Raw genomic sequence first — 22,067 nt, 5'->3', positions numbered from 1 at the left:
TTGCCCCCGGCGTTGCCGGTGCCGATGCCCTTCCTCAGTCCGCGCCCAGCCCGCGCACCAGTTGCGCGAGGACCTGATCGAAGCGTGCCGCGACCCGGTCACACCATGCGCGGTCGGCGCCTGCAAAGGCGGCCTTCATCTTGCGGCGCGCCCGCTCGCGCTCCGGCGGCGGCAGGCGGTGCGCGTTATTGTGATACCAGTGATCGGTGCGCAGGGCATTGAGCACGGCCAGCGGCGCGCAGGTGCCGAACTCCAGCCCGAGCGCGTAACTCTGCCCGCCGACGGCATGGTCGAATGCCGCCGTCAGATCGCCTTTCAGGGCCGCGCTGACCGAGTCGCCGCCGGCCATCGACCGGATGCCGCCGTCGAACCAGCGCGCCATCTTCCTGAAGTCGGCCGCGTCCGGGGGCAGGTAGCTGATGAGTTCGCCAGCGCCGCGCTTTCCCAGCCCGGTATGCAGGTCGAGCAGAAGGGCGCGCCGCCGGCCGCGGGCGAACGTGTTTACGATCTCTTCCCACACCAGGCGGCTGCGGGCCGGCGCCGCGCCGCCGAAGAACAGGCCGTCCGGATAGGCGTATTGCCCCGCCGTGATGGCGGCCTGCAGCGTCTTGCGGCGCGTGCGCGTGAGCGCGTGCGACAGCAGGCGGATTTCATTCCACCAGCCGCGCGGCAACGGCCGGAACCGGGTAAGCAGCAGGTCGTGGTAGGCCGCGTAGGCGGCGCCGGCCTCGCGCGTAACGGGAAAGTCGACGAAATTGCGGTTCAGGTCGATGCCTTCCGGCGTGACGCGCCGGTCGTGAAAAAATCCCCATGGATTGACCGCGTGCACCAGCAGATAGGCGAACCCGGAGCGGGCATGGCGCGCGGGATAGTCTTGCATGAAACGGAACTGGCAGGCCGCGCCCGCGTAGCCTTCCACGCCGTGCGTGCCGCTGGCGATGACGACCAGCACCGGCGCATCGGCCGCGCCGAGATAGGCGGTATCGGTAAATAGAGGCGGCGTGGCGCCTTGGGCCTCGTCGTGACGGAAGGCGCGCAGGTCGGCTCCGATGCGCGCGCCGAGTTCCCGGAAACGGTCGCGCGACTCCAGGTAGCTGCCGGGCAGCGACAGCGCAGGGGCATTTTCCGTGCGTGACGCCGCTTGCGGCGCGCCCGCCTCATCCATACGGCTTGGTATTGCTTTCGACGATGACTTCTGCCGCCGACAGATAGCCCTCGATCGGATCGACCGACTGCTCCCGGGCATCTCCGTGATGCTCGCGCGCCAGTTCCGGCGAGATGCGCTCCAGCAGGTCGAGCGGCAGCGATTCGGCGCAGGCTTCCACCGTCATGAACAGCGGATGCGACGATGGCGGATCGGCGCGCCGGATGTCGTCGGCCAGCGGCGCGAAGCGCTGGCGCGCCAGCTCCATCAGCGAGGCGCGCATGCGCGCCGCACTCGGATTCCACAGCGCGGTGTCGGCAAGGCTGGCATGGTCGATGACCGGGATTTCCTCGCTGGCGTTGCCGGCCCTGGCCAGCTTGAACGGATCGAAGCCGGCGCGCAGCGAATGCGCGAGAAAGCGTTCGTGGAATTCGGTATGCGGCACGCCGTCCAGCGCCAGTGCATGGAAGGAGGGACCGCAGCATTCGTTGTAGGCATGCGCGCCGTCCCTGGCCAAGGCTTCCAGCCGGGACCAGTCGAAGGCATCCGGCGCGTTTTCCCACTGTTCTTGCAAATCGGTAAAAGCGCCGATCAACCGGTTGATTTCGTCGGGGTCGTGGGAAGTCATGATGTGCGCCTGTTGCAGACTAAAACTGCTTTGGCGCTTTTGATGGCAAAACGTTCAGCGCCGCGATGACAGGATGATGCCGCCCACGATCAGCGCAAACGCCGCCGCGTGGTATGCATGCGGCAATTCCCCGAGAAACGCGGACGACAGCAGCGCAGCGAACAGCGGCGTCAGGTTGCTGAAGAAGGCGGCGATGTTCGGCCCGACGCGCTGCACGCCGGCGCCCCAGCAGCGAAAGGCGATCACCGCCGGCCCGGCCGCGACATACAGCAGCGCGGCCCCCAGCGGCCAGCTCCAGTGGATCCGCGCATCGGTCAGGGCCCACTCGCCGGCCGCGAACGCGCCCGACCACAGCACGCCGAAGGCGACCTGCGCCAGCAGGAAAGCGGCCCAGTTGGCGCGCAGAGCCGCCGGGTCCTTGTTCGGCCGCGCCAGCAGCCAGCTGTAGACCGACCAGGCGATGGTGGCGAGGATCATGAACAGGTCGCCCGGCACCAGGCGCAGCGCCAGCAATTGATGCCAGTCGCCGCGCGACAGCACCAGCAGCACGCCGGCGATCGACAGCGCCGCGCCGGCCACCTGGGTGCGCGACACGGACGCGCCAAAGAACAGGCGTCCGATCGCCAGCATCCACACCGGCATGCTGGCCGCCACCAGGGTCACGTTGATCGGCGTCGAGCTTTGCAGCGCCAGGTATTGCAGCGCGTTATACAAGCCGATGCCGAGCAGCCCCAGCAGCGCGAAGCGGCGGCGATACGTCCACAAGCCGCTGCCGGGACGAAAGACTGAGCCGGCCAGCGGCAGCAGGATCAGGAAGGCGATGGCCCAGCGCAGGAAGTTCAGCGTAATCGGCGGCACCAGCGCATGCACCATACGGCCGACGACGGCATTTCCCGCCCACAGCAGGGGAGGGATGACGAGCATCACAGCGGTGGAGAACGTGAGTTTGCGGGTCATGGATGGGGCCGGATGCCGTATACGTCTGCACGAATTCAAGAGAGCTTAAGAGGATACATAATTTCTGCATTGCACGTGACTGGCGGCCCCGGCCCAAACCCCCAGATCGCCGACAACGATGGCAAGGAAATTCTGTGCGCCATCCTGTACAAACCATCATGGTCATGCCTGGGAAGGCAGAGAAGTAGCGGCGCCGCACGGGAACGGCGATGGTTATTGCTTCCGATATCCATGCGTCAAATCAATTTACGTTGCGGCAAGTGCGTGGTAAAGTCGCGCGCTGTCTTGACCACCTACTGTTCCGCGCGCGACATGCATCTGCCTGACGCCCGGTTCTGACCATTCCATCTCCGCGCAACTGCCTGTACTTGTTTCCCGCTGAAAGGCGCCGCCCTCGTTTGCGCGGACACGCCTGCCGCTTTTCCCATTTATCTGCGAATATCATGAGTCAACACCCGCACAAACCGAGCCGCGACGGATTCACTTCCAGTTTCGGCGTTCTCGCCGCGACCCTGGGGTCGGCGGTCGGGCTCGGCAACATCTGGAAATTCCCCTATCTCACGGGCGCCAACGGCGGCGCCGGATTTTTGCTGGTGTACGTCCTGGCGACGCTGCTGGTCGGCTTGCCGGTGATGATCGCGGAAATCACGCTGGGCCGGCACGTCAAGGCCAATCCGGTCACGGCGCTGATCGCGCTGGCGCCGCCCAGGCAGCCATGGTGGCTGATCGGGGCGGCGGGCATGCTGGCGTCCTTCCTGATCATGTCGTTCTATTCCGAAGTCGTGGCCTGGGTGTTCGCCTATGTCTTCAAGGCGATCGGCGGCTCCATCCTGAGCAGCGACCGCAAGGTGACCGAAGCCGCCTTCGGCGCGCTCATCAGCGATCCGCTGCAATCCCTACTGTGGCAGTGGCTGGTCCTCGTCTGCATGGGCGGCATCCTGCTGCTCGGGGTGACCAAGGGTATCGAGGCCCTGACCAAGAAGCTGATGCCGCTGCTGTTCCTGCTCCTGCTGCTGTTGTGCGGCGTGAGCCTGTCGCTGGAAAAGGCCGCGCAAGGGCTGGCATTCCTGTTCCACCCGGATTTCGGCAAGATGACGGGGGCCGTGGTGCTGACCGCGCTCGGGCTGGCGTTCTTCAAGCTGTCGATCGGCATGGGCACGATGATGACCTATGGCAGCTATTTCCGGGACGACCAGAACATTCCGGTGACCACCTTCCGCGTCATGAGCGCCGACCTGTGCGTGTCGCTGCTGGCGGGCGTGGCGATTTTTCCGGCGGTATTCACCTTCGGCTTCGAGCCCGCGGCCGGGCCGGCGCTGGTGTTCATCACGATTCCCGCGGTGTTTTCGCAAATCCCGATGGGACAGGCGCTGATGGTGGTGTTTTTCGTCCTGGCCGCCATTGCGGCCACCGGCGCGATGCTCTCCCTGCTGGAGGTGCCGGTGCTGATCATCCACGAGCGCTTCGGCCTGACGCGCCCCAAGGCCGTGATGCTGACGCTCGCGCTGCTGGCTGTCATGGGCTCGACATGCGCGCTCACGAACAGCACGCTGGCGAACTTTAAATTGTTCGGCCTCAACATGTTCGACCTGTTCGATTTCGTGTCCTCGAACGTGATCCTGCCGGCCGGCGGGATTTTCGTGGCCCTGTTTGTCGGCTGGGTCTGGGGTTTCGACAGGTTCCGGACGGCGCTCTCGAACCGCGGACAACTGCACAACGAAGGACTTGCCCGCGCGGTATTCTTTTTGTTGCGTTACATCTCGCCGCTCCTGATACTGGCCGTGATGCTCAAAGGGCTGAACCTGTTCTGAGCGGGCCAGTGCGTAGCGTGGCGTGGGCTGAAAAATGAAAAGCCCGCGCACGCTGCGCGGGCTTGGTGGAGCGCTGTGGCTGCCTGAACTTACTTGGCGGGCGCGGAAGCCGTCTTTTCGGCGGCTGCAGGTTCGGCCTTGGCGGTCTTGCCCGCGTCGGCTGCTTTCGCCTGCTTATCCTTCTTCACGGCGTGCTTTGCCTGCTTCTTGGCGTGAACCTTCTTGTGTACCTTGGCCGGCTTGGCGGCTTCCGTTGCGGCGGGCGCGCTGGCGGCGGCTGCGCCGGCGGGAGCCGGAGTCGAAGCCGGGGCCTGTGCGTTGGCGAAACCGGCGATGGCGAACAGGGCTGCAATCAGGATGCTCTTTTTCATCTGGTACTCTCTTTCGGCGTTAAGGAAGACAAGGGAAACGTTCCCTTGTTATCTCCATTAACGGGCCGGGCCGGGCAATGATGACGGCGCTTACAGAATGTTGCAATTAGGTATAGACCGCCCGGAAGCGCCCTTGATGCCGGCGCTGCCGGACGCGGATAAAAAAACAGCCCGCGTGCGCGGGCTGTGGATGATGGCGTGCCGGTTCATCCGCGCCAGCGGGCGCTATTGAACAGCCGCAAGATCAACAGCAGCACGATGGCACCGATGGTGGCCGTAATGATGCTTCCCAATGTGCCGCCCCCCGCGCTCCAGCCCATGCGGCCAAACAGCCAGCCGCCGATATACGAGCCGATGACGCCGACGATCAGATCGCCCAGCAAGCCGAATGGCCCGCCGACAATCATGCTTGCCAGCCAGCCGGCGATCAAGCCGATGAACAAAAACCACAGCAGACTCATAGAACCTCCGGATATAAACGACTGTGACCGTTTGACAAGCTTTCTGGCGAACTGGTTCGAGCGATCTGCGCATTTGGCCGTTCGGACTTTCTTTACGTCTAAGCCCTGAGTTTTTCTCCGCCAAACGACTCGCGCAAGAAATCGATGAACAGGCGTACACGTGCCGGTACATAGCGACGCGATGGCCGTACGGCAAAAAGACCGGAGGAGGGCGGACTATACGTCGCCATCACTTGTCGCAGGCGGCCATCAGCGAGGGCATCTTCGACCACGAAGCGCGGCAGCAAGGTGATGCCCATTCCGCCAATGGCGCATTCTTTTAAAGCTTCGGCATTGTTCACCGACAGCAGGCTCTTGATCTCGGCGGCTTCGGCCGGGTCTTCGAAGAGAAATCCCCATTCGTCGCGCAGGCTCAGCAGGCTGTAATGCAAGCAGTAATGCTGCTTAAGCTCCTCCGGGGTGCGCGGTTCGCCATGCTTGTCCAGATAGCCGGGAGCGGCGCATAACACGCGCGCGATCGAGTCGATGCGCACCGCGACCAGCGACGAATCCGGCAAGGCCGTGCCGATGCGAATGGCGACATCGATCGCCTCGCCATGCAGATCGGTATAGCGGTCCTCCAGAAGCAACTGGACCTTGAGCGCCGGATGCCGCCGCATGAATTCCGGCAGCACCGGCGCGACCCGCTCGATGCCGAAACTCAAGGGCGCGGCCACCCGCATGATCCCCGTGGCGGCTTCCCGTCCAATACGCACCCGCTCCTCGGCTTCGCCTAGCAGTTGCATGACATTGACGACATCTTCGTAGAAGCGCCGCCCCGCTTCCGTGATGTCGATGCGGCGCGTGGTCCGGTTGATCAGCTGGCTGCCCAGGGCTTGCTCAAGCATGGCGATGCGCCGGCTGATGGCAGCGGTGCTGGCGTCCAGCTGTTCCGCGGCACGCACGAAGCTGCCGGTTTCGACGACGGCGACGAAGGCGCGCAGGGAGATGAGATCGTATTGTTCCACTTTGCGTAATTATGTTTCACGGAAAAGCTTATTTATTACGCCAGTTTAAACATTTAATCTAGCCCCATCAACTCAGTGGAGCACGAACAAATGGCCTTGCAATACCGACAAATCGATGGCGCTTCCTTGCATTACCTGCCTGCCAGTGATCGGCACCCGGCGGACACGTACTTCCATTTCTCATTCGCCAATTACTACAACCCGGAGAACATCAACTTCGGGGTGCTGCGCGTGCTCAATGACGATGGCGTGGTGCCGCACGGCGGCTTCGACAAGCACCCGCACCGCAACATGGAAATCGTCAGCTACGTCGTCAGCGGCAAGCTGACCCACTGGGACAGCGCCACCGATGTCGAAGACACGCTGGAGCGCGGCCATGTGCAGACGGTGAGCGCCGGAGCCGGCGTATGGCATTCGGAACTGAACAAGCATGACGAAGCGTGCCGTTTCCTGCAGATCTGGATCCTGCCGCCGGCCAACGGTCTGCCGGTCCGCTACGAAAACCATAAATTCGACGCATCGGATCGCCTGAACAAGCTGCTGCACATCGTCGGCAATCCTGCCAGCCGGGAGGACGCGCCGCTGCATCTGAACCAGGACGTCAATTTCTACGTGTCGGAAATGACCGATCTGGCGGCGCGGGTGTCCTTCTCGCTGAAAGCGGGCCGGCAGGCGTACATCAACAACTTTGAAGGCGCGGTGGACATCGACGGCGTCGCCACGCTGCACGAGCGCGATGCGCTGGAAATCATCGGCCCGGCGGAACTGACGTTTTCCCTCGCGGACAAGAGTGCGCACTTCATCATCATCGAAATGGCCGAGACTCGGGAACAGCACTGATTTGCGCTCCCAACGACAGGAGGAAAGCTCATGAAAAAGCACTACACCGGCCCTGCAAAGGCGCTGCACTGGCTCACCGCCGCGTTGATCCTTACCGCGTTTCCGCTGGGCGTCTACATGCATGACCTGAAGCTGAGCCCGGCCAAACTGCAGCTGTACTCGTATCACAAATGGATCGGCATGACGGCGCTGCTGATCGCGATCGTGCGCATCGCCTGGCGTTTCGCCAAGGGCGCGCCGGCGCCGCTGCCCGCACCCGCATGGCAGCACAAGGTGGCATCGCTGACGCACGGCCTGCTGTACGCGCTGATGTTCGCGGTGCCGCTGTCGGGCTGGCTGATGAGTTCGGCCAAGGGTTTTCCGGTCGTGTATCTCGGCGTACTGCCGCTGCCTGACCTGGTGGCCAAGAACGCGGAGCTGGGCGACCTCCTGAAAGAAATCCACGAGCTGTTGAATTTCGGCCTGATAACGCTGGTTAGCCTGCACTTGGCGGCGGCGCTCAAGCACCACTTCATCGACCGCGACGAAACGCTGGTGCGCATGTCGCCCCTGCCCAGCACCGCAAAGTAAGAAAGGACATTTCCATGAAACGCTTGATTCTCCCCGTGCTCGGCCTCGCCGCCTTCGCTGCCCATGCAATGCAGTTCAGCGATGTGCAGCCGGCCGGCAGCCAGATTACCTTCGTCTCCAAACAGATGGGCGTGCCGGTGGAAGGCCGCTTCGGCAAGTTCGCCGCGCAGGTCGCCTTCGATCCGGCCAGGCCGGAAACGAGCAAGGCACGCATCGACGTCGACCTCGCCAGCATCGATGCCGGCTCGGCCGACGCCAACAAGGAAGTGCGCGGCAAGAGCTGGTTCAACACCGCGAGCTATCCGACCGCCAGCTTTGTCTCCGGCAGCGTCAAGCCGCTGGGCGGCAACCGTTACGAGGTGCGCGGCCAGCTGAGCATGAAAGGCCGGACCAAGGACACCGTGGCCGTGTTCAATCTGAAACAGGACGGAAAGTCCGCCGTCTTCGAAGGGGCCTTCCCCTTCAAACGCAGTGAATTCGGGGTCGGCGAAGGCGCCTGGGCTGACCCGAGCGTCGTCGCCGACGACGTGCAGGTGCGCTTTCGCCTGCTTGCCAACGCCAAATGATTTTTGACCGCTTCTCAAGGAAACCATCATGAAAAAACTCGCACTGATCGCCATCGCTTCCGCATTCTCGGCTTCCGCCTTCGCCACGCCGGAAACCTTCACGATCGACAATACCCACACCTTCCCGCGCTTCGAGTACAACCATTTCGGCTACTCCACGCAGCTTTCCCGCTTCGACAAGACCACCGGCACCGTGGTGTTCGACCAGGCCGCCAGGACCGGCTCGGTGGATGTCACGATCGACATGAAGTCGGTCAGCACCGGCTCGCCGCTGTTCAACGAGCATATCCAGGGCGAGGATTTCCTCGATACCGGCAAGTACCCGACCGCCACCTTCAAGTCGACCAAGGTGGTGTTCAACGGCGACAAGCCGAGCAAGGTCGAAGGCAACCTGACCATCAAGGGCGTCACCAAGCCCGTCACGCTCAATGTCACGTCCTTCCACTCGATGGAGCATCCGATCGTGAAGAAGACCGCCATCGGCGCCAACGCCACGACGACGATCAAGCGTTCCGAGTTCAACGCCGGCAAATACGCGCCCTACGTCGGCGACGATGTGACCCTGACCATCGCGCTCGAAGCGATCAAGCAATAAGCATCCCCGAACGCGGCGGGTGTTCGCATCGCCTGCCGCCGGCGTGAATTGAATGCCGGCCGCTCGTCGCGGCTGGCAAGGAGAAGGAAGTGAGCGTCTATCTGCAAAATGGCGAGTGGCATCCAGGCTGGTATGACACGCGCGCCACGCACGGCGAGTTCCTGCGGCCCGCTGCGGTCTTTCGCGACTGGATCACGGCCGACGGTTCCAGCGGCTACCCGGCGCAGCCGGGACGCTATCACCTCTATGTCTCCCTGGCCTGCCCGTGGGCGCACCGGACCCTGATCGTGCGCGCGCTCAAGCGGCTCGAAGCCGTGGTGTCGGTGTCGATCGTCGAGCCGGTCATGTCGGAGCAGGGCTGGTGCTTCAGCGACACCCTGCCGGACCACGTCAATGGCTTTTCTTTCCTGCACCAGCTCTATACCGCCACGCAGCCCGACTATTCGGGCCGGATTTCGGTTCCGGTGTTGTGGGACAAGGTGCGCAATCGCATCGTGAACAACGAGTCGTCGGAAATCATCCGCATGCTCAACGGAGCGTTCAACCAATTCGGCGACGCGTCATTTGATCTCTGCCCGGAAGCATTGCGTGTCGAGATCGATGCGCTAAATGATTTCATTTACGAAAACATCAACAACGGCGTCTATCGCTGCGGCTTTGCCTCGACCCAGGCCAGCTACGAAAACGCGTTCCACAAGCTGTTCGCGGCGCTGGACCAGATCGAAGCATGGCTGGCCAACAGCCGCTATCTGGTGGGCGACCAGATCACGGAGGCGGACTGGCGTCTCTTTACCACGCTGGCGCGGTTCGACGCGGTCTACTACAGCCATTTCAAGTGCAGCCGCAACCGCATCGAAGATTTTCCGCACCTGTCGCGCTACCTGCGCGAGCTCTATCTCGTGCCGGGCATCGCGTCGACGGTCGATATCGACCATATCAAGCGCCACTACTTTATGAGCCATCCGCACATCAACCCGACCGGCATCGTGCCCGTCGGGCCGCGACTGAAATTCTGCGCCGACGCCGGCGCGCTTTGAAGAGAAATCATGAATACGTTTATCCGCCTGCACAGACTCCTAGCCCTTCTCGCGCTGGCCGCGAGTGTCGTTGCGTTTGCCTCACGCGCGCAGGCGCAGGAAGCGCCGGACGCGCTGGTCAAGCGCATCAGCCAGGACGTCATGGACGCCATCAAGGCCGACAAGGAACTGCAAGCCGGACACTACCGCCGCGTTCAGGAACTGGTGGAAAGCCGCATCCTGCCCTACGTCGATTTCGAGCGGACGACCGCCCTGGCCGTCGGCAGGTTCTGGCGCGAAGCCACGCCGGAACAGCGCACCCAGCTCACGAATGAATTCCGCAGCCTGCTCGTGCATACCTATTCGGGCGCGCTCTCCCAGGTCAGGGACCAGAAAATCGAGTTCAAGCCGCTGCGCGCCGATCCCGCCGACACGGAGGTGGAAGTGCGCTCGCAAGTCGTGCAGCCACGCAGCGAACCGGTACCGATGAACTACCGGCTCATCCGCACGGCAAACGGCTGGAAGATCTATGATGTCAACATCCTCGGCGCGTGGCTGATCGAAACCTACAAGGGGAACTTCGCCACGGAAGTGGCGCGCGGCGGGATCGATGGCTTGATTCGGACACTGGCGGAAAAAAACCGCAAGCTTGCCGACGGCAGCATGCGCGCGAAGAAGAACGCCGGCTAGCAAGGACAGGCGAGACCAGGGCGGGCACATCCATGCATCTCATTCTTCATCTGATCGAGCAGTACGGCGTACTCGTCGTGTTCGTCAATGTGCTGGTCGAGCAGCTCGGTGCGCCGCTGCCCGCCTATCCGACCTTGATTATTACCGGAGCGATGTTCGATCGCGGGCAGTATTCCGCGCCGCTGCTGCTGGCTACCGCCGTCCTGGCGGCGCTCGTCGCGGATTTTGTCTGGTATCGGGCCGGCAAGCGCTTTGGCAGGAAAGTGATGGCGGCGCTTTGCCGCATTTCCCTGTCGCCCGATTCATGCGTGCGGCAAACGGAATCGATTTATCGCCGGTGGGGCGCATCCTCGCTCCTGGTGGCGAAGTTCATTCCCGGTTTCGCCTCGATTGCCAGCGCGCTGGCCGGGACGACCAACACGCGGCCGGCGGTCTTCATTATGTTCGATTGCCTTGGCGCCGCCCTCTGGGCCGGCTCGGCCATCCTGCTCGGCTCGCTATTCAGCACGACCGTCGAGGACTTGCTGGCCACGCTCGAACAACTGGGCAAATGGGGCGCGTTTCTGCTGGTCCTGGCCCTGGCCGCCTTCGTCGCCAACAAGTGGTGGCAGCGCCGGCGCTTTCTCCATTCCCTGCGCATGGCGCGCATCTCGGTCGACGAGCTGGAGCGCCTGCGCCTGCAAGGCATCGCGCCGGTCATCGTCGACGTCCGCTCGGCGGACCTGCAGCAAACCGGCCGCATTCCGGGCGCGGTGGCGATTCCGGGCGACGGCATCGATACCTTCGCGCTCGATATTTCGCCGGACCAGGAAGTGATCCTGTATTGCGCCTGTCCGAACGAAGCGTCGGCCGCGGTCGTGGCCAAGCAATTGATGCAGAAGGGGTACAAGCGCGTGCGCCCGCTGGCCGGCGGCATCGAGGCGTGGATCGCGGCCGGGCACATCCTCGAACTGTAGCGCTGACCGGATCACGACCATGCGAGCTTCAACCGACATACCGTATTTCTTCAACCAGATGCCTTTGGCATATCTGGCCATTTAACCCACCAGGGAGATCCTCATGGCGAAAGTCCTCGTCCTCTACTATTCCACTTACGGTCATATTGAAACCATGGCGCAAGCCGTGGCTGATGGCGCGCGCTCGACCGGCGCCACCGTCGACGTCAAGCGCGTCCCGGAAACCGTCCCGCAGGACATTGCCAAGTCGGCGCACTTCAAGCTCGAGCAGGCCGCTCCGCTGGCCAGCGTCGCCGACCTCGAAAACTACGACGCGATCATCGTCGGCTGCCCGACCCGCTTTGGCCGCATGCCGTCGCAAATGGCCAGCTTCCTCGATCAGGCCGGCGGCCTGTGGGCGCGCGGCGCGCTGAACGGCAAGGTCGGCGGCGCATTCACGTCCACCGCGACCCAGCACGGCGGCCAGGAAGTCACGCTGTTCTCGCTCATTACCAATCTGCTTCACTTCGGGATGACGATTGTCGGCTTGCCTTACAGCTATCAGGGACAGATGACGCTGGATGAAGTGGCCGGCGGCAGCCCTTACGGCGCGACGACGATTGCCGGCGGACAGGGACAGCGCGCGCCCAGCGCGAACGAACTGGACGGCGCGCGTTTTCAGGGCAAGCTGATTGCCGAGACGGCAAACAAGCTGTTCCGGTAAGGGCAGAACGGCACATCGGTATCCGCTGCGGCGTATGCCAAGATGCAATACGTTGCCGATAACGGCTTTACGCGACCGGCGTAAAGCCGTTTTTCTTTTTTGCACGCATGTGCCCGCGCTACCACTTGGCAATCGCGAGCAGCTTCACCGAAGCGCTGCGCTCTGCCGGTATCTCGTTGACCAGGCGCCGGAACAGTACCAGCCGATCCGCAAAATCGGCGTCAGCCATCGATGAATTTTTCGCGCGCAGGAACCTTTTGCGGCATGTTGATACATATGTCATACAAGGCGTGTCGAACGGAGGGCATATGGCAACCAAAGTGCAAGTGGTGTTCTACAGCATGTACGGTCATATTTACAAGATGGCGGAGGCGGTGGCGGCCGGCGCCCGGGAAGTGAGCGATGTCGACGTGCAGCTATACCAGGTGCCGGAACTCGTGCCGGACGACGTGCTGGAAAAGAGCGGAGCGAAAGCGGCGCGCGCGGCCTTCGCGCAGGTGCCTTTCATCAAGCCGGAACAGCTGATGGAGGCCGACGCCATCATCTTCGGCACGCCTACGCGATTTGGCAACATGGCGGCGCAAATGCGCAATTTCCTCGACCAGACCGGCTCCTTGTGGATGAACGGCAGCCTGATCGGCAAGGTCGGCAGCGTCTTTACCAGCACCGCCAGCCAGCATGGCGGGCAGGAAACCACGATCACCAGTTTTCATACCACGCTGCTGCACCAGGGCATGATCGTCGTCGGCGCGCCATATTCCGAACAGCGCCTGCTCAACATGGATGCACTCAGCGGCGGCACGCCTTACGGCGCCACCACCATCACCGGCGGCGACGGCTCGCGCCAGCCGAGCGAGAACGAGCTGGCGATCGCGCGTTTCCAGGGCCGCCATGTCACGCAGATCGCCAAGAAACTGGCGATGGCGTCGCGCTAGGCCGTGAACCAGCCGGACAGCGCCCTCGACGTGCTCGTCGTGCCGCGCACGCGCGACCTGGGCGACGGCTTCGAAGTGCGGCGCGCCTTGCCCAGCGTCGAGCGCCGCATGGTCGGGCCCTTCGTTTTCCTCGACCAGATGGGGCCGCACGTCTTCACGGCGGGCAGCGGCCTGGACGTGCGCCCGCATCCGCACATCGGGCTGGCCACGCTGACCTATCTGTTCGACGGCGAAATCCTGCACCGCGACAGCCTGGGCAGCGTGCAGCCGATACGACCCGGCGAAGTGAACTGGATGACGGCCGGGCGCGGCATCGTGCATTCGGAACGCACCGCGCCGCAGATGCGCCAGCACGAATCATCCTTGTTCGGACTGCAGTGCTGGGTGGCGCTGCCGCGCGCGCAGGAAGAAACCGATCCGGACTTCGTCCATGTCGGGGCGGAGCAATTGCCGCTGGAAGCGGGCGAGGGCGTGGCCGCGCGCATCGTCGCCGGCAGCTATTTCGGGCGCCGCTCGCCGGTGCCGGCGCTGTCGGACATGGTGTTCGCCGATATCACGCTGCAGCCCGGTGCGACGGTGGCGTTGCCGCCCGAATACGACGAGCAGGCGGTGTACGTGGCGCAAGGACAGGTCGCTTGCGGCGCCGATGGCGTGTTCGACGCGGGCCGCCTGCTGGTGCTCAAGCCCGGCGCCGGCATCGCCTTGCAGGCAGCCGGCGGCACAGCCGCGCGCGTGGTGCTGGTGGGCGGCGAGCCGATGGACGGGCCGCGCTACCTTACCTGGAATTTCGTGTCGAGCTCGCCCGACCGCATCGAGCAGGCCAAGGACGACTGGCGGCAGCAGCGCTTCGCGATGGTGCCGGGCGAGAGCGAATTCATTCCCTTGCCCGACCTGCCGGGCAGGCCGGTGCATTATCCGTAAGCGCAGCGGCTTGCGGCTCGGCAAAAATTCTCATCCGGTCCGGCGCCGCCGATCCCTGGTACTGGTCCTTGATCAACTGCGCTCCCTTTTCGCCGATCATGATGCTGGGCGCGCAGGTGTTGCCGCCGACGAGAGTCGGCATGATGGAGGCATCGACCACGCGCAGGCCCGCAATGCCGCGCACGCGCAGCTGCGGGTCGACGACCGCCATCTCGTCGATGCCCATCTTGCAGCTGCCGACCGGGTGATAGTTGGTGTCGGCGCGCTCGCGCACGATGTCGCGCAGCTCGTCGTCCGTCCTGGCGTGCCCGGTATAGCGTTCCGCGCCGCGATAGCGGTCCAGCAGGGGCGAGGCAATGATCTGGCGGGCGATCTTGATGCCCTTGACGAACAATTCCAGGTCGTCCGGATGCCCGAGAAAGTTCGGATCGATCAGCGGCGCGTCGGCGGGATTGGCGCTGGCCAGCCCGACCCTGCCGATGCTCCTGGGGCGCAGCACCGTGACGATCACGCAAAAGCCGCGCACCATCACTTTCTTGCGGCCGTGGTCGTTGGTGATGCCGCGCGAAATCTCGATCTGCAGGTCCGGTGCCGGCAGCTCCGGCGCGCTTTTCAGAAAGCCGTTCACCTCGGCGAAATTGCTGGTCCAGATGCCGCGCCGCTCGCGGCGATAGGGCAGGATGCCCTTCAGTAGCGCCGCGCCGGTGGCGGGCCCCGTTGCGATCAGGTCGGGGTGGCTGGCCCGGTAATTGAGGTTGATGTCGAGATGGTCCTGCAGGTTGCGCCCCACGCCGGGCAGGTGATGCAGCACGGGGATGCCGTGCCGGCGCAGTTCCTCGCTATCGCCTATGCCGGACAGCATCAGCAACTGCGGCGACTGGAACGCGCCGGCACACACGACCACTTCCCTGCGCGCCCGGATCGTATGCGTTTTCCCGCCCTGGCGGTATTCCACGCCCACCGCGCGCCTGCCCTCGAACAGGATGCGCGTGGTGCAGGCATTCGTCTCCACCCGCAGGTTGCGGCGCGACAGATTGGGCGTGATGAACGCCTTGGCTGCGCTGCAGCGTTCGCCATTCTTTTGCATCACCTGGGTGTAGCCGATGCCTTCCTGCTGCGCGCCGTTGAAGTCGTGCGTATGCCGGAACCCCGCCTGCACGGCAGCGTCGATGCAGAGCTGGAAAAACGGCGACGGCGAGCGCAGATACGAGACATGCAGCGGCCCGTCATTGCCGTGATAGTCGGTGCGCAGGTCCGCGTTGTTTTCCGATTTGCGGAAATACGGCAGCACTTCGTCGTATGACCAGCCTGCATTGCCGAGCGCGGCCCAGTGATCGTAGTCGCGGCGATGGCCGCGCACATACATCATCGCGTTGATCGAGGAACTGCCGCCGAGCGTCTTGCCGCGCGGCTGATAGCCGCGCCGGCCGTTGAGCCCCGGCTGCGGCACGGTTTCGAAGGCCCAGTTGAACGCCCTGGTCGGCACCGTGAAGGCGAAGCCCAGCGGCACCTGGATGCGCCAGCTGTCGTCGCGCTTGCCGGCTTCGAGCAGGCATACGCTGACATTCGGATCCTCAGTCAGCCGCCCGGCCAGCGCGCAGCCGGCCGCACCCGCGCCCACGACGATGAAGTCTGCCTCTTGCATCTTGTCTCCTCTTGCCCGGCGATTTTTGTTTTATCGAGACAGTCACTGTAGCCAAATTCCATCCGTTTTACCTGACAAGGAAATGGAACCGCATACCTTGATCAAGGATATGGCTCGGGGTTACGTGGAGCATGCGCGCCTGAGCATGTTCGACATCGCCATGCTGCTCGGTTATACCGAACAGAGTGCGTTCACCCGCAGCTTCCGCCGGTGGGCCGGCAAGGCCCCCAGCCAGTACCGGCGCGTCAGGAGTTCTTCCCGCCGTTCCTTCGCTTCAGGATTTCGTTGCGCAGGCTCTCGAACTGCGCGCGCGTCTGGCTGGCGATGACTTGCGGGCCGATCGCCGGCGGCACCCAGACCGCCGGCACCGATTCGCTGTGATAGAGGATGCGCGTGCCGCCGCTGTCCGCCACCAGCCGGGTGGTCGCGTCGCCGGCCTTCAAGGTGCCGGCCACGGCATGCGAGCGGATTTCGCTGTCTTGCGTGAGCTCGATGTCGCGCACCGATTCGAACGGGAACGTCAGAGGCCCATACGAGACGTTGCCCTTCTGTTCGACGCGCACGCGGCCGCCGCTTCTCTCGACGATCTTGCTGGAGACGAGATTGGGGAAGAACTGCGCCATGTGGTCGTAGTCGGTGAGCACATCCCAGGCGTCGCGCGGCGGCGCCTGCACCGACATGCTCACGTCGACCAGCACCCGGTCGCCGCTTTTGCGCACATCGACGGTAATGTCGTCGTCCGGCGCGGTCGCGGCCATGGCCTGAAGAGCGCTGAACAAGAGCGCAATGGCGAAGAAATGGCGATGTCGTTTTTTCATGTCGTGCTCTGCTTCATACCTTGTTGCGTCGCTTGGACTGCTTGCCGGCAAAAATGTTGCACATCAAAACGATTTCCGGAACAACAAGAAAACGCTAATTACATGGAAATATCCGCTTAATTTACACGATTGGTTTGTCGGTGATCTCCGGTACATTGTTAAAATATTTCCTTAAAACAACTCTTAGAGCAACTTTACCGGGACGCAAGGGGCAGGCAGATGGAACATGACAAGTATTCCCAGATTGAAACGCTGACATTCCTCGAAGCCGGCGGCTTGCCGGTCACCGGCACGCTGATCGAGCAAATCGTCCACCTGCTCAATTCCAGCACCGTCTTTTCCGACATCATCATCCACCAGAACAGCCCGATCATGCTGCGCCAGCCGAAGCGCCTGGTGGCGGTGTCGGACACGCCGATCACGCGCGAGGAACTGGAAGAGTTCTTCGATGTGATCGAGCCCGACTGGGCCGACAAGATCCGGGACCGCGCGTTCGACCGTTCCAAGGACTTGCACAGCGCGCGCATCCGCGCCAACTGCTTTTCATTCCAGGGCAACAAGCGCCTGGGCTGCGTGATCCGCCGCTTTCCCACCGAACCGATCGCGCTCGACAGGATCGGCCTGCGCCCCTGCGCGCAGGATTTCGCCCGGCTCGACAATGGCCTGGTGCTCTTGATCGGCGACACCTGCCAGGGCAAGTCGACCACCATCGCGTCGCTGCTGGACCAGATCAACAAGAGCCGCTCCGGCCACATCATCACCATCGAAGATCCGGTGGAGACGCTCATCCCGCAGCGCAAGTGCATCGTCACGCAGCGCGAGGTCGGCATCGACGGCGACGTGGAAAGCTATTACCTGGGCGCGCTCGACGCCTTGCGCGAGCGGCCCGACGTGATCCTGATCGGCGAGATCCGCGACGCCGAAACGGCGCAGGAAACGCTGGCGCTGGCCGAATCCGGGCCGCTGGTGTTCGCCACGCTGCACGCGCGCTCCACCGAGCTCGGCCTGCAAAAGCTGCTGCGCCTTTTGGGCAATTCGGACGCGCAGGCACAGGCATTGTCGAACTGCCTGCGCGGCGTCATTTGCCAGGCGCTGCTGCCTTCGCAAAAGGATAATGCCTATCACCTGGCGAGCGAGTGCCTGACGGTCAATCCCGACGTCGCGCACCTGATCGAGACCCGCAACATCGGCGCCATTCGGCCGCTGCTGGAAAAGCTGGGCAAGGATGCGCAGTCCGGCTGCCACACGATGAACGATGAGCTCGCGGCGCTGCTGCGGGCAAAGAAAGTGAGCTTTGACGACGCGCGCCGGGCGACCACGGACCGGCTGAAGTTCGCGGAGATATTCGGCCAGACCGCGTAGCGCCGGACACGCGTTCAAGCGCCTGGCGGCCCGCTCATCCGGGCCGGCTCACAGCCGGCGTCATCTTTTCCGCGACTCCCTTTCCCTCGCCTGGGCATGGTGCAAGGCCATGCGTTTCTCTTTGGCGTTTTGCCAAAGATGTGCAGTGTCGGAAACTTTTACAGTTTCTTTAAGACAACGATTGATGGCTCGCAAAATATTGTTTGCATTCAAATAGTTACCAAAAATGAAAGATGCTGGCACTCAAAATGCTTTGATGTAACTGCGGTGCATGTATTGGCAGCAAACATCATCAAAACAAGAGACGAGGTATCAATGAAGAGTGCAACGTTACTGGGCTTGGGCGCATTGGCGCTGGCCCTGTCGGGCAGCGCCATGGCGGCGCCTTTCATCAACGGCGGCTTCGAGGATGGCAATACGAACGGCTGGGTGACCGGCGGCGCCGATCGCGGCGGCATATCCAACACCTCGCTCAACCCCGACAATGCCTTGCCGGGCGGTTCGTTGTACACGGGAGATTCGACCCGCTCGGCGATCATCGGCGCCGGCAGCGTCGATCCCGTTCTCGGATCGCTCCTGGGCAGCACGGTCTACAGCGGCAATTATTCGTATCGTATCGAGGATACCCGCTCCGGCGGCTATGCCTCGGCCATCAGCCAGCATGTGCAGAACTATACCGACGGCAGCATCTTCTTTGCCTGGAAGGCCGTGCTTGAAAACGGCGGCCACGACGAAAGCGAATCGGCGTTGTTCAAGGTCGTTCTGCGCGACGATACCACCGACACCGTGCTCATCAGCCGCGACTATGACGCGGGCCTGACCGGGGGCGGCGTGGACAGCCGCTTCTCGTCGTCCGGCGACCTGTTCTACACGCCGCTGTGGCAGATCGAGCAGCTCACGATCGACGCCGCGCTTTCCGGCCATGACTTCACGCTGTCGCTGCTGGCGGCGGATTGCGAGTGGAGCGGCCATACCGGCTATGCCTATCTCGACGGCTTCGGCGCCGTATTGCCGCCGTCGGGCAGGGTGCCCCTGCCCGGCACGCTGGCGCTCATGAGCCTGGGTCTGGCCGGCTTGGGCGCGATGCGCAAGCGCCGACAGCCCTGAGGCGCGTTCCGGGAATGCGGTCCGGCCGATGCGGTGTCGCCGCATCGGCTTTTTTATTCCACCTTGCCGTCGATCCAGTTCACCTTCGCGAACTTGCGATAAAAGAGTTCCGGCATCGGCACCACCTTCTTGCTGCGGTAGTTGAAGAATACGAAACCGGATTTCGCCATCGCCACCAGCGCGCCATCGCGCGGACGGGTGATGCGGAAGGTGATGTCGCCGCCATACTTGTTAAAGTCCATCACGCCGACCTCGAACAGCAGCTGGTCGCGCGCATGCGCCTCGGTGCGGTAGGTGGTGGCCAAGTCGGTGACGATGATGCCGGTGCCGTCGCCTTGCGTTTCCTCGATGCCGAACTCGAACAGGAAGCGCGCCCGTGCCTCCGAAATCATCGAAATCATAGAGTCGTTGCCGAGGTGGTTGGCGCCGTTGATGTCGGTCACGCGCACCGTGAGCTGGGTGGAATAGAGGTATTGGTCTTCGGGGAATTCAAGTTTCAGGCGGGCCATGGAAAATCTCGTGAGGTAAGCGCCGCGCGGCGCGGCGTGCGGGATTGTACCCGCCGCACGGCCATTAGAGGATGTGGTGAACCAGGGCAGGGGCGTTCGAACCCTAGAGGCGGGCGTCCTTCTTGAATTGCCTGGTCGCCGCGACCATCGCCACGAAGGCCTTGGTGCAGGGCGTGCCGTTGCCCAGCATCGCTTGCGCCTGTTCGTACTCGCCCAGGTTGATTTGCCGTACGACTTTTTCCAGCTCGGCATGAAAAGCGTCATGCGCTTCGACGCAGGGCGTATAGCTTTTCACCAGCGGGAACTTGCTTTCCGCTTCACCGTGCAGCCAGTTGCCGAGCGCACAGGCGTCGACCCTGGCGACGCCCTTGGCGTCGAGCTGATATTTGCCGGTGATCGCGGCGAGGAGCTTCGGCCTGATTTCTCCCTCCTTGGCCAGCGCTTCTTCCAGATTCATGTTGCCCTCGATATGACTTCGCGCGCTCCGCCTTCGGCTGGGCGCAGCGATGATGCAGGTTGAATAAATTTGCCTTGCGGCAAGCAAATCATCATAGCAGGCTCGTCGGCGAATGTAAGCCATGCCGACAATTCGAATGGCGATGCCCGGCATTGGAGCGCGCGGCGGTGGCCGAGCAAGGCTGTTTGCATTTTAAGACGACTGGTCATATAATTTTTCCATGGCACGCACTCCCGGAAAAACCGCTATCCCCACCCAGCTCATCGCCGCCGGCCGCGAGCTGTTTTCGCAGCAAGGCTACAACGCCACCGGCATCCAGCAGATCACTGACCTGGCGGGTGTGCCGAAGGGGTCGTTCTATAACCATTTCGACAGCAAGGAGGCGTTCGCCGCTGCCATCATCGACCAGTACGCCGAGCAGGTGGGGCAAAGCTGGGACGCCATGATGAGCGCGGCGCCGCCGCAACCGCTGGCGGCGATCGCCTATGCCTTCGATCAGATGATCGCGCACCACGAGCGCGCGCCCTGCTGGAAGGGCTGCCTGATCGGGAACTTCGCCGCCGAGATGGCCGAGTCCAGCGACCTGTGCCGCCAGCGCCTCGCCGCAGCCATGGCTGGCTGGCGCGCCAACCTGGCGGACCTGATGCGCGCCGCCCAGGAGGCGGGCGAGGTGCGCCGCGACATGGATGCCGCCGTGCTGGCCGCCCTCATGTGGGACGTGTGGGAAGGCGCGCTGCTGCGCATGAAGATCGAGCAGTCGGTGGCGTCCCTGCGCGAAAGCGTCGGCCTCATGCTGAACCAATTCCTTCGCCCGGCGTGATTGCCGGCCTTTTCCATCACTTCAACCGTGAGTCAAGCAACAACATGAGCAAACAGACCGAACCATTCCTCGCAGATGCCCTGTTCCAGCCAGTCAAATTGGGTCCGCTGGAGTTGAAGAACCGCATCGTCATGGCGCCGATGACGCGCAACCGCGCCGACCAGGGCAACGTGCCGGCCGAAATGACGATCGAGTATTACGCGCAGCGCGCATCGGTCGGGCTGATCATCGCCGAAGCGACCCAGGTGTCCGACACGGCGCAAGGCTACGCCAGCACCCCGGGCTTGCATACGCCGCAACAGATCGCGGAGTGGAAGAAAGTGACCGACGAAGTGCACCGCCGCGGCGGCAAGATCTTCGTGCAGCTGTGGCATACCGGCCGCATGTCGCATACCGCCTTCCAGCCCCACGGGCAGGCGCCGGTGGCGCCGTCGGCCATCGCCGCCCAGGCCAAGACCTATATCCCCGGCGTCGGCTATGCCGATACCTCGGTGCCGCGCGCGCTGGAGACCGACGAGATCGCCGGCGTGGTCGATGACTTCCGCACCGCCGCCGCCAACGCGATCAAGGCAGGCTTCGACGGCGTCGAAATCCACGGCGCCCACGGCTACCTGATCGATGCCTTCCTGCGCGACGGCTCCAACAAGCGGGTCGACCGCTACGGCGGCAGCATCGAGAACCGCGCCCGCTTCCTGCTGGAAGTGATGCAGGCCGTGGTCGGCGAGATCGGCGCCGAGCGCACCGGCATCCGCATTTCTCCCGTCTCGCCGGTAAACGACTCGTCGGAATCCGCGCCGCAGCCGCTGTTCGAGTACGTCGTGCGCGAGCTCGAAAAGCTGCATCCGGTCTTCATCCACGTGGTGGAAGGGCACACGGGCGGTCCGCGCGACAACGCGCCGTTCGATTACGAAGCCTTGCGCCGCCTGTATTCCGGCGTCTGGATGGTGAACAACGGCTACACCAAGGAGATGGCGATCGATGCGATCACCAGCGGCCGCGCCGACCTGGTGTCCTTCGGCCGCCCGCTGATCAGCAATCCCGACCTGGTGCGCCGCTTCCGCGAGAATGCGCCGCTCAATCCGCTGTTCGAGGATGCACCGCTGTACGGCGGTGTCGGTCCGCACGGCTACATCGACTATCCGGCACTGCCGGACTGAGCGAGCGGCGCGCCGGCCGCG

At 63.4% G+C, this 22,067-nt stretch carries 26 protein-coding genes; 16 read left to right on the top strand and 10 right to left on the bottom strand.

Annotation, left to right across the window (positions count from 1 at the left end):
• Positions 1-34 precede the first annotated feature (34 nt).
• The 3 genes from FAY22_RS16455 to FAY22_RS16445 are packed head-to-tail and all read right to left on the bottom strand — an operon-like array spanning position 35 to position 2,729.
• A complete protein-coding gene (locus FAY22_RS16455) occupies positions 35-1,165 on the bottom strand; it encodes a DUF2817 domain-containing protein (RefSeq protein ID WP_168204860.1) in 1,131 nt (376 codons plus the stop codon).
• Positions 1,158-1,772 (bottom strand): hypothetical protein, encoded by a 615-nt coding sequence (locus FAY22_RS16450; protein WP_146331213.1) that lies wholly within the window; start codon positions 1,770-1,772, stop codon positions 1,158-1,160. The genes FAY22_RS16455 and FAY22_RS16450 overlap by 8 nt, the downstream gene beginning before the upstream one ends.
• A gap of 54 nt (positions 1,773-1,826) precedes the next feature.
• The gene (locus FAY22_RS16445; protein ID WP_146331212.1) at positions 1,827-2,729 is read right to left on the bottom strand and encodes a DMT family transporter; all 903 of its coding nucleotides are present in this window, start codon (positions 2,727-2,729) and stop codon (positions 1,827-1,829) included.
• A gap of 443 nt (positions 2,730-3,172) precedes the next feature.
• Between FAY22_RS16445 and FAY22_RS16440 the strand changes: the two genes are divergently transcribed.
• On the top strand, positions 3,173-4,540 hold the full coding sequence (locus FAY22_RS16440; protein ID WP_146331211.1) for a sodium-dependent transporter: 1,368 nt from the start codon (positions 3,173-3,175) through the stop codon (positions 4,538-4,540).
• A gap of 89 nt (positions 4,541-4,629) precedes the next feature.
• Here FAY22_RS16440 and FAY22_RS16435 read toward each other — a convergent pair whose 3' ends face one another.
• The 3 genes from FAY22_RS16435 to FAY22_RS16425 form a co-directional block, all read right to left on the bottom strand.
• Positions 4,630-4,911: a hypothetical protein gene (locus tag FAY22_RS16435; protein WP_146331210.1), complete on the bottom strand. Its 282-nt coding sequence runs from the start codon at positions 4,909-4,911 to the stop codon at positions 4,630-4,632.
• Between the two features lie 206 nt (positions 4,912-5,117).
• Entirely contained in the window at positions 5,118-5,372 is a 255-nt protein-coding gene (locus FAY22_RS16430; RefSeq protein ID WP_146331209.1) for a GlsB/YeaQ/YmgE family stress response membrane protein, read from the bottom strand.
• Positions 5,373-5,470: 98 nt separating this feature from the next.
• Positions 5,471-6,379: a LysR family transcriptional regulator gene (locus FAY22_RS16425; protein ID WP_146331208.1), complete on the bottom strand. Its 909-nt coding sequence runs from the start codon at positions 6,377-6,379 to the stop codon at positions 5,471-5,473.
• 90 nt (positions 6,380-6,469) lie between these two features.
• Here FAY22_RS16425 and FAY22_RS16420 point away from each other — a divergent pair, with 90 nt between their 5' ends.
• The 10 genes from FAY22_RS16420 to FAY22_RS16375 all read left to right on the top strand — a co-directional run bounded on the left by FAY22_RS16420 (position 6,470) and on the right by FAY22_RS16375 (position 14,171).
• On the top strand, positions 6,470-7,219 hold the full coding sequence (locus FAY22_RS16420) for a pirin-like bicupin family protein (RefSeq protein WP_146331207.1): 750 nt from the start codon (positions 6,470-6,472) through the stop codon (positions 7,217-7,219).
• A 30-nt stretch (positions 7,220-7,249) separates the two neighbouring features.
• On the top strand, positions 7,250-7,789 hold the full coding sequence (locus FAY22_RS16415; protein WP_146331206.1) for a cytochrome b: 540 nt from the start codon (positions 7,250-7,252) through the stop codon (positions 7,787-7,789).
• Between the two features lie 14 nt (positions 7,790-7,803).
• Positions 7,804-8,355, top strand: a complete 552-nt coding sequence (locus tag FAY22_RS16410) for a YceI family protein (RefSeq protein WP_146331205.1) — start codon at positions 7,804-7,806, stop codon at positions 8,353-8,355.
• Between the two features lie 28 nt (positions 8,356-8,383).
• Entirely contained in the window at positions 8,384-8,950 is a 567-nt protein-coding gene (locus FAY22_RS16405) for a YceI family protein (protein WP_146331204.1), read from the top strand.
• Between the two features lie 89 nt (positions 8,951-9,039).
• The gene (locus tag FAY22_RS16400) at positions 9,040-9,987 is read left to right on the top strand and encodes a glutathione S-transferase family protein (RefSeq protein WP_246860540.1); all 948 of its coding nucleotides are present in this window, start codon (positions 9,040-9,042) and stop codon (positions 9,985-9,987) included.
• A 9-nt stretch (positions 9,988-9,996) separates the two neighbouring features.
• A complete protein-coding gene (locus FAY22_RS16395; protein ID WP_146331203.1) occupies positions 9,997-10,656 on the top strand; it encodes a phospholipid-binding protein MlaC in 660 nt (219 codons plus the stop codon).
• A 32-nt stretch (positions 10,657-10,688) separates the two neighbouring features.
• On the top strand, positions 10,689-11,612 hold the full coding sequence (locus FAY22_RS16390; RefSeq protein WP_146331202.1) for a DedA family protein/thiosulfate sulfurtransferase GlpE: 924 nt from the start codon (positions 10,689-10,691) through the stop codon (positions 11,610-11,612).
• A gap of 103 nt (positions 11,613-11,715) precedes the next feature.
• Positions 11,716-12,315: an NAD(P)H:quinone oxidoreductase gene (gene wrbA, locus FAY22_RS16385; protein WP_146331201.1), complete on the top strand. Its 600-nt coding sequence runs from the start codon at positions 11,716-11,718 to the stop codon at positions 12,313-12,315.
• 308 nt (positions 12,316-12,623) lie between these two features.
• On the top strand, positions 12,624-13,250 hold the full coding sequence (gene wrbA, locus FAY22_RS16380; RefSeq protein WP_146331200.1) for an NAD(P)H:quinone oxidoreductase: 627 nt from the start codon (positions 12,624-12,626) through the stop codon (positions 13,248-13,250).
• Between the two features lie 3 nt (positions 13,251-13,253).
• Positions 13,254-14,171: a pirin family protein gene (locus tag FAY22_RS16375; RefSeq protein WP_146331199.1), complete on the top strand. Its 918-nt coding sequence runs from the start codon at positions 13,254-13,256 to the stop codon at positions 14,169-14,171.
• On the opposite strand, the gene FAY22_RS16370 is transcribed toward FAY22_RS16375, so the two are convergent.
• Complete coding sequence (locus tag FAY22_RS16370) at positions 14,125-15,816, bottom strand: GMC family oxidoreductase (protein ID WP_146331198.1); 1,692 nt, start codon at positions 15,814-15,816, stop codon at positions 14,125-14,127. The two genes, FAY22_RS16375 and FAY22_RS16370, sit on opposite strands and share 47 nt — an antisense overlap.
• Between FAY22_RS16370 and FAY22_RS22685 the strand changes: the two genes are divergently transcribed.
• Complete coding sequence (locus FAY22_RS22685; protein WP_146331197.1) at positions 15,797-16,144, top strand: helix-turn-helix domain-containing protein; 348 nt, start codon at positions 15,797-15,799, stop codon at positions 16,142-16,144. The two genes, FAY22_RS16370 and FAY22_RS22685, sit on opposite strands and share 20 nt — an antisense overlap.
• Here the strand turns inward: FAY22_RS22685 and FAY22_RS16360 are convergent.
• Positions 16,062-16,634 carry an SRPBCC family protein gene (locus FAY22_RS16360; protein WP_146331196.1) on the bottom strand — a complete coding sequence of 191 codons (573 nt, stop codon included), beginning with the start codon at positions 16,632-16,634 and terminating at the stop codon, positions 16,062-16,064. The genes FAY22_RS22685 and FAY22_RS16360 overlap by 83 nt on opposite strands.
• Positions 16,635-16,853: 219 nt before the next feature.
• Here FAY22_RS16360 and FAY22_RS16355 point away from each other — a divergent pair, with 219 nt between their 5' ends.
• A complete protein-coding gene (locus FAY22_RS16355; protein ID WP_146331195.1) occupies positions 16,854-17,996 on the top strand; it encodes a type IV pilus twitching motility protein PilT in 1,143 nt (380 codons plus the stop codon).
• Between the two features lie 315 nt (positions 17,997-18,311).
• The gene (locus FAY22_RS16350; RefSeq protein WP_146331194.1) at positions 18,312-19,103 is read left to right on the top strand and encodes a PEP-CTERM sorting domain-containing protein; all 792 of its coding nucleotides are present in this window, start codon (positions 18,312-18,314) and stop codon (positions 19,101-19,103) included.
• A gap of 53 nt (positions 19,104-19,156) precedes the next feature.
• Here the strand turns inward: FAY22_RS16350 and FAY22_RS16345 are convergent, their stop codons facing one another.
• Both FAY22_RS16345 and FAY22_RS16340 read right to left on the bottom strand, forming a co-directional pair.
• A complete protein-coding gene (locus tag FAY22_RS16345; RefSeq protein WP_146331193.1) occupies positions 19,157-19,612 on the bottom strand; it encodes a thioesterase family protein in 456 nt (151 codons plus the stop codon).
• A 103-nt stretch (positions 19,613-19,715) separates the two neighbouring features.
• Positions 19,716-20,069, bottom strand: coding sequence for a CZB domain-containing protein (locus tag FAY22_RS16340; RefSeq protein WP_168204858.1), 354 nt, complete (start codon positions 20,067-20,069; stop codon positions 19,716-19,718).
• A 220-nt stretch (positions 20,070-20,289) separates the two neighbouring features.
• Here FAY22_RS16340 and FAY22_RS16335 point away from each other — a divergent pair, with 220 nt between their 5' ends.
• On the top strand, positions 20,290-20,889 hold the full coding sequence (locus tag FAY22_RS16335) for a TetR/AcrR family transcriptional regulator (protein WP_146331191.1): 600 nt from the start codon (positions 20,290-20,292) through the stop codon (positions 20,887-20,889).
• 44 nt (positions 20,890-20,933) lie between these two features.
• Positions 20,934-22,046, top strand: coding sequence for an alkene reductase (locus FAY22_RS16330; RefSeq protein WP_146331190.1), 1,113 nt, complete (start codon positions 20,934-20,936; stop codon positions 22,044-22,046).
• Positions 22,047-22,067 lie beyond the last annotated feature (21 nt).

This window comes from Noviherbaspirillum sp. UKPF54, from assembly GCF_007874125.1.
In the GTDB taxonomy this organism is placed as follows: domain Bacteria; phylum Pseudomonadota; class Gammaproteobacteria; order Burkholderiales; family Burkholderiaceae_D; genus Noviherbaspirillum.
The sequence above is the reverse complement of the archived record's forward strand: the minus strand, read 5'-3'. Positions and strand labels throughout refer to the sequence as shown.

Coding starts and splice junctions, on each gene's coding strand:
- FAY22_RS16360 (WP_146331196.1), bottom strand. CDS start 16,634: ATGAAAAAACGACATCGCCATTTCTTCGCCATTGCGCTCTTGTTCAGC.
- FAY22_RS16435 (WP_146331210.1), bottom strand. CDS start 4,911: ATGAAAAAGAGCATCCTGATTGCAGCCCTGTTCGCCATCGCCGGTTTC.
- FAY22_RS22685 (WP_146331197.1), top strand. CDS start 15,797: ATGAAGTCTGCCTCTTGCATCTTGTCTCCTCTTGCCCGGCGATTTTTG.
- FAY22_RS16445 (WP_146331212.1), bottom strand. CDS start 2,729: ATGACCCGCAAACTCACGTTCTCCACCGCTGTGATGCTCGTCATCCCT.
- FAY22_RS16415 (WP_146331206.1), top strand. CDS start 7,250: ATGAAAAAGCACTACACCGGCCCTGCAAAGGCGCTGCACTGGCTCACC.
- FAY22_RS16440 (WP_146331211.1), top strand. CDS start 3,173: ATGAGTCAACACCCGCACAAACCGAGCCGCGACGGATTCACTTCCAGT.
- wrbA (WP_146331201.1), top strand. CDS start 11,716: ATGGCGAAAGTCCTCGTCCTCTACTATTCCACTTACGGTCATATTGAA.
- FAY22_RS16405 (WP_146331204.1), top strand. CDS start 8,384: ATGAAAAAACTCGCACTGATCGCCATCGCTTCCGCATTCTCGGCTTCC.
- FAY22_RS16420 (WP_146331207.1), top strand. CDS start 6,470: ATGGCCTTGCAATACCGACAAATCGATGGCGCTTCCTTGCATTACCTG.
- FAY22_RS16455 (WP_168204860.1), bottom strand. CDS start 1,165: ATGGATGAGGCGGGCGCGCCGCAAGCGGCGTCACGCACGGAAAATGCC.
- FAY22_RS16430 (WP_146331209.1), bottom strand. CDS start 5,372: ATGAGTCTGCTGTGGTTTTTGTTCATCGGCTTGATCGCCGGCTGGCTG.
- FAY22_RS16370 (WP_146331198.1), bottom strand. CDS start 15,816: ATGCAAGAGGCAGACTTCATCGTCGTGGGCGCGGGTGCGGCCGGCTGC.
- FAY22_RS16410 (WP_146331205.1), top strand. CDS start 7,804: ATGAAACGCTTGATTCTCCCCGTGCTCGGCCTCGCCGCCTTCGCTGCC.
- FAY22_RS16450 (WP_146331213.1), bottom strand. CDS start 1,772: ATGACTTCCCACGACCCCGACGAAATCAACCGGTTGATCGGCGCTTTT.
- FAY22_RS16345 (WP_146331193.1), bottom strand. CDS start 19,612: ATGGCCCGCCTGAAACTTGAATTCCCCGAAGACCAATACCTCTATTCC.
- FAY22_RS16340 (WP_168204858.1), bottom strand. CDS start 20,069: ATGAATCTGGAAGAAGCGCTGGCCAAGGAGGGAGAAATCAGGCCGAAG.
- FAY22_RS16355 (WP_146331195.1), top strand. CDS start 16,854: ATGGAACATGACAAGTATTCCCAGATTGAAACGCTGACATTCCTCGAA.
- FAY22_RS16350 (WP_146331194.1), top strand. CDS start 18,312: ATGAAGAGTGCAACGTTACTGGGCTTGGGCGCATTGGCGCTGGCCCTG.
- FAY22_RS16395 (WP_146331203.1), top strand. CDS start 9,997: ATGAATACGTTTATCCGCCTGCACAGACTCCTAGCCCTTCTCGCGCTG.
- FAY22_RS16335 (WP_146331191.1), top strand. CDS start 20,290: ATGGCACGCACTCCCGGAAAAACCGCTATCCCCACCCAGCTCATCGCC.
- FAY22_RS16330 (WP_146331190.1), top strand. CDS start 20,934: ATGAGCAAACAGACCGAACCATTCCTCGCAGATGCCCTGTTCCAGCCA.
- wrbA (WP_146331200.1), top strand. CDS start 12,624: ATGGCAACCAAAGTGCAAGTGGTGTTCTACAGCATGTACGGTCATATT.
- FAY22_RS16390 (WP_146331202.1), top strand. CDS start 10,689: ATGCATCTCATTCTTCATCTGATCGAGCAGTACGGCGTACTCGTCGTG.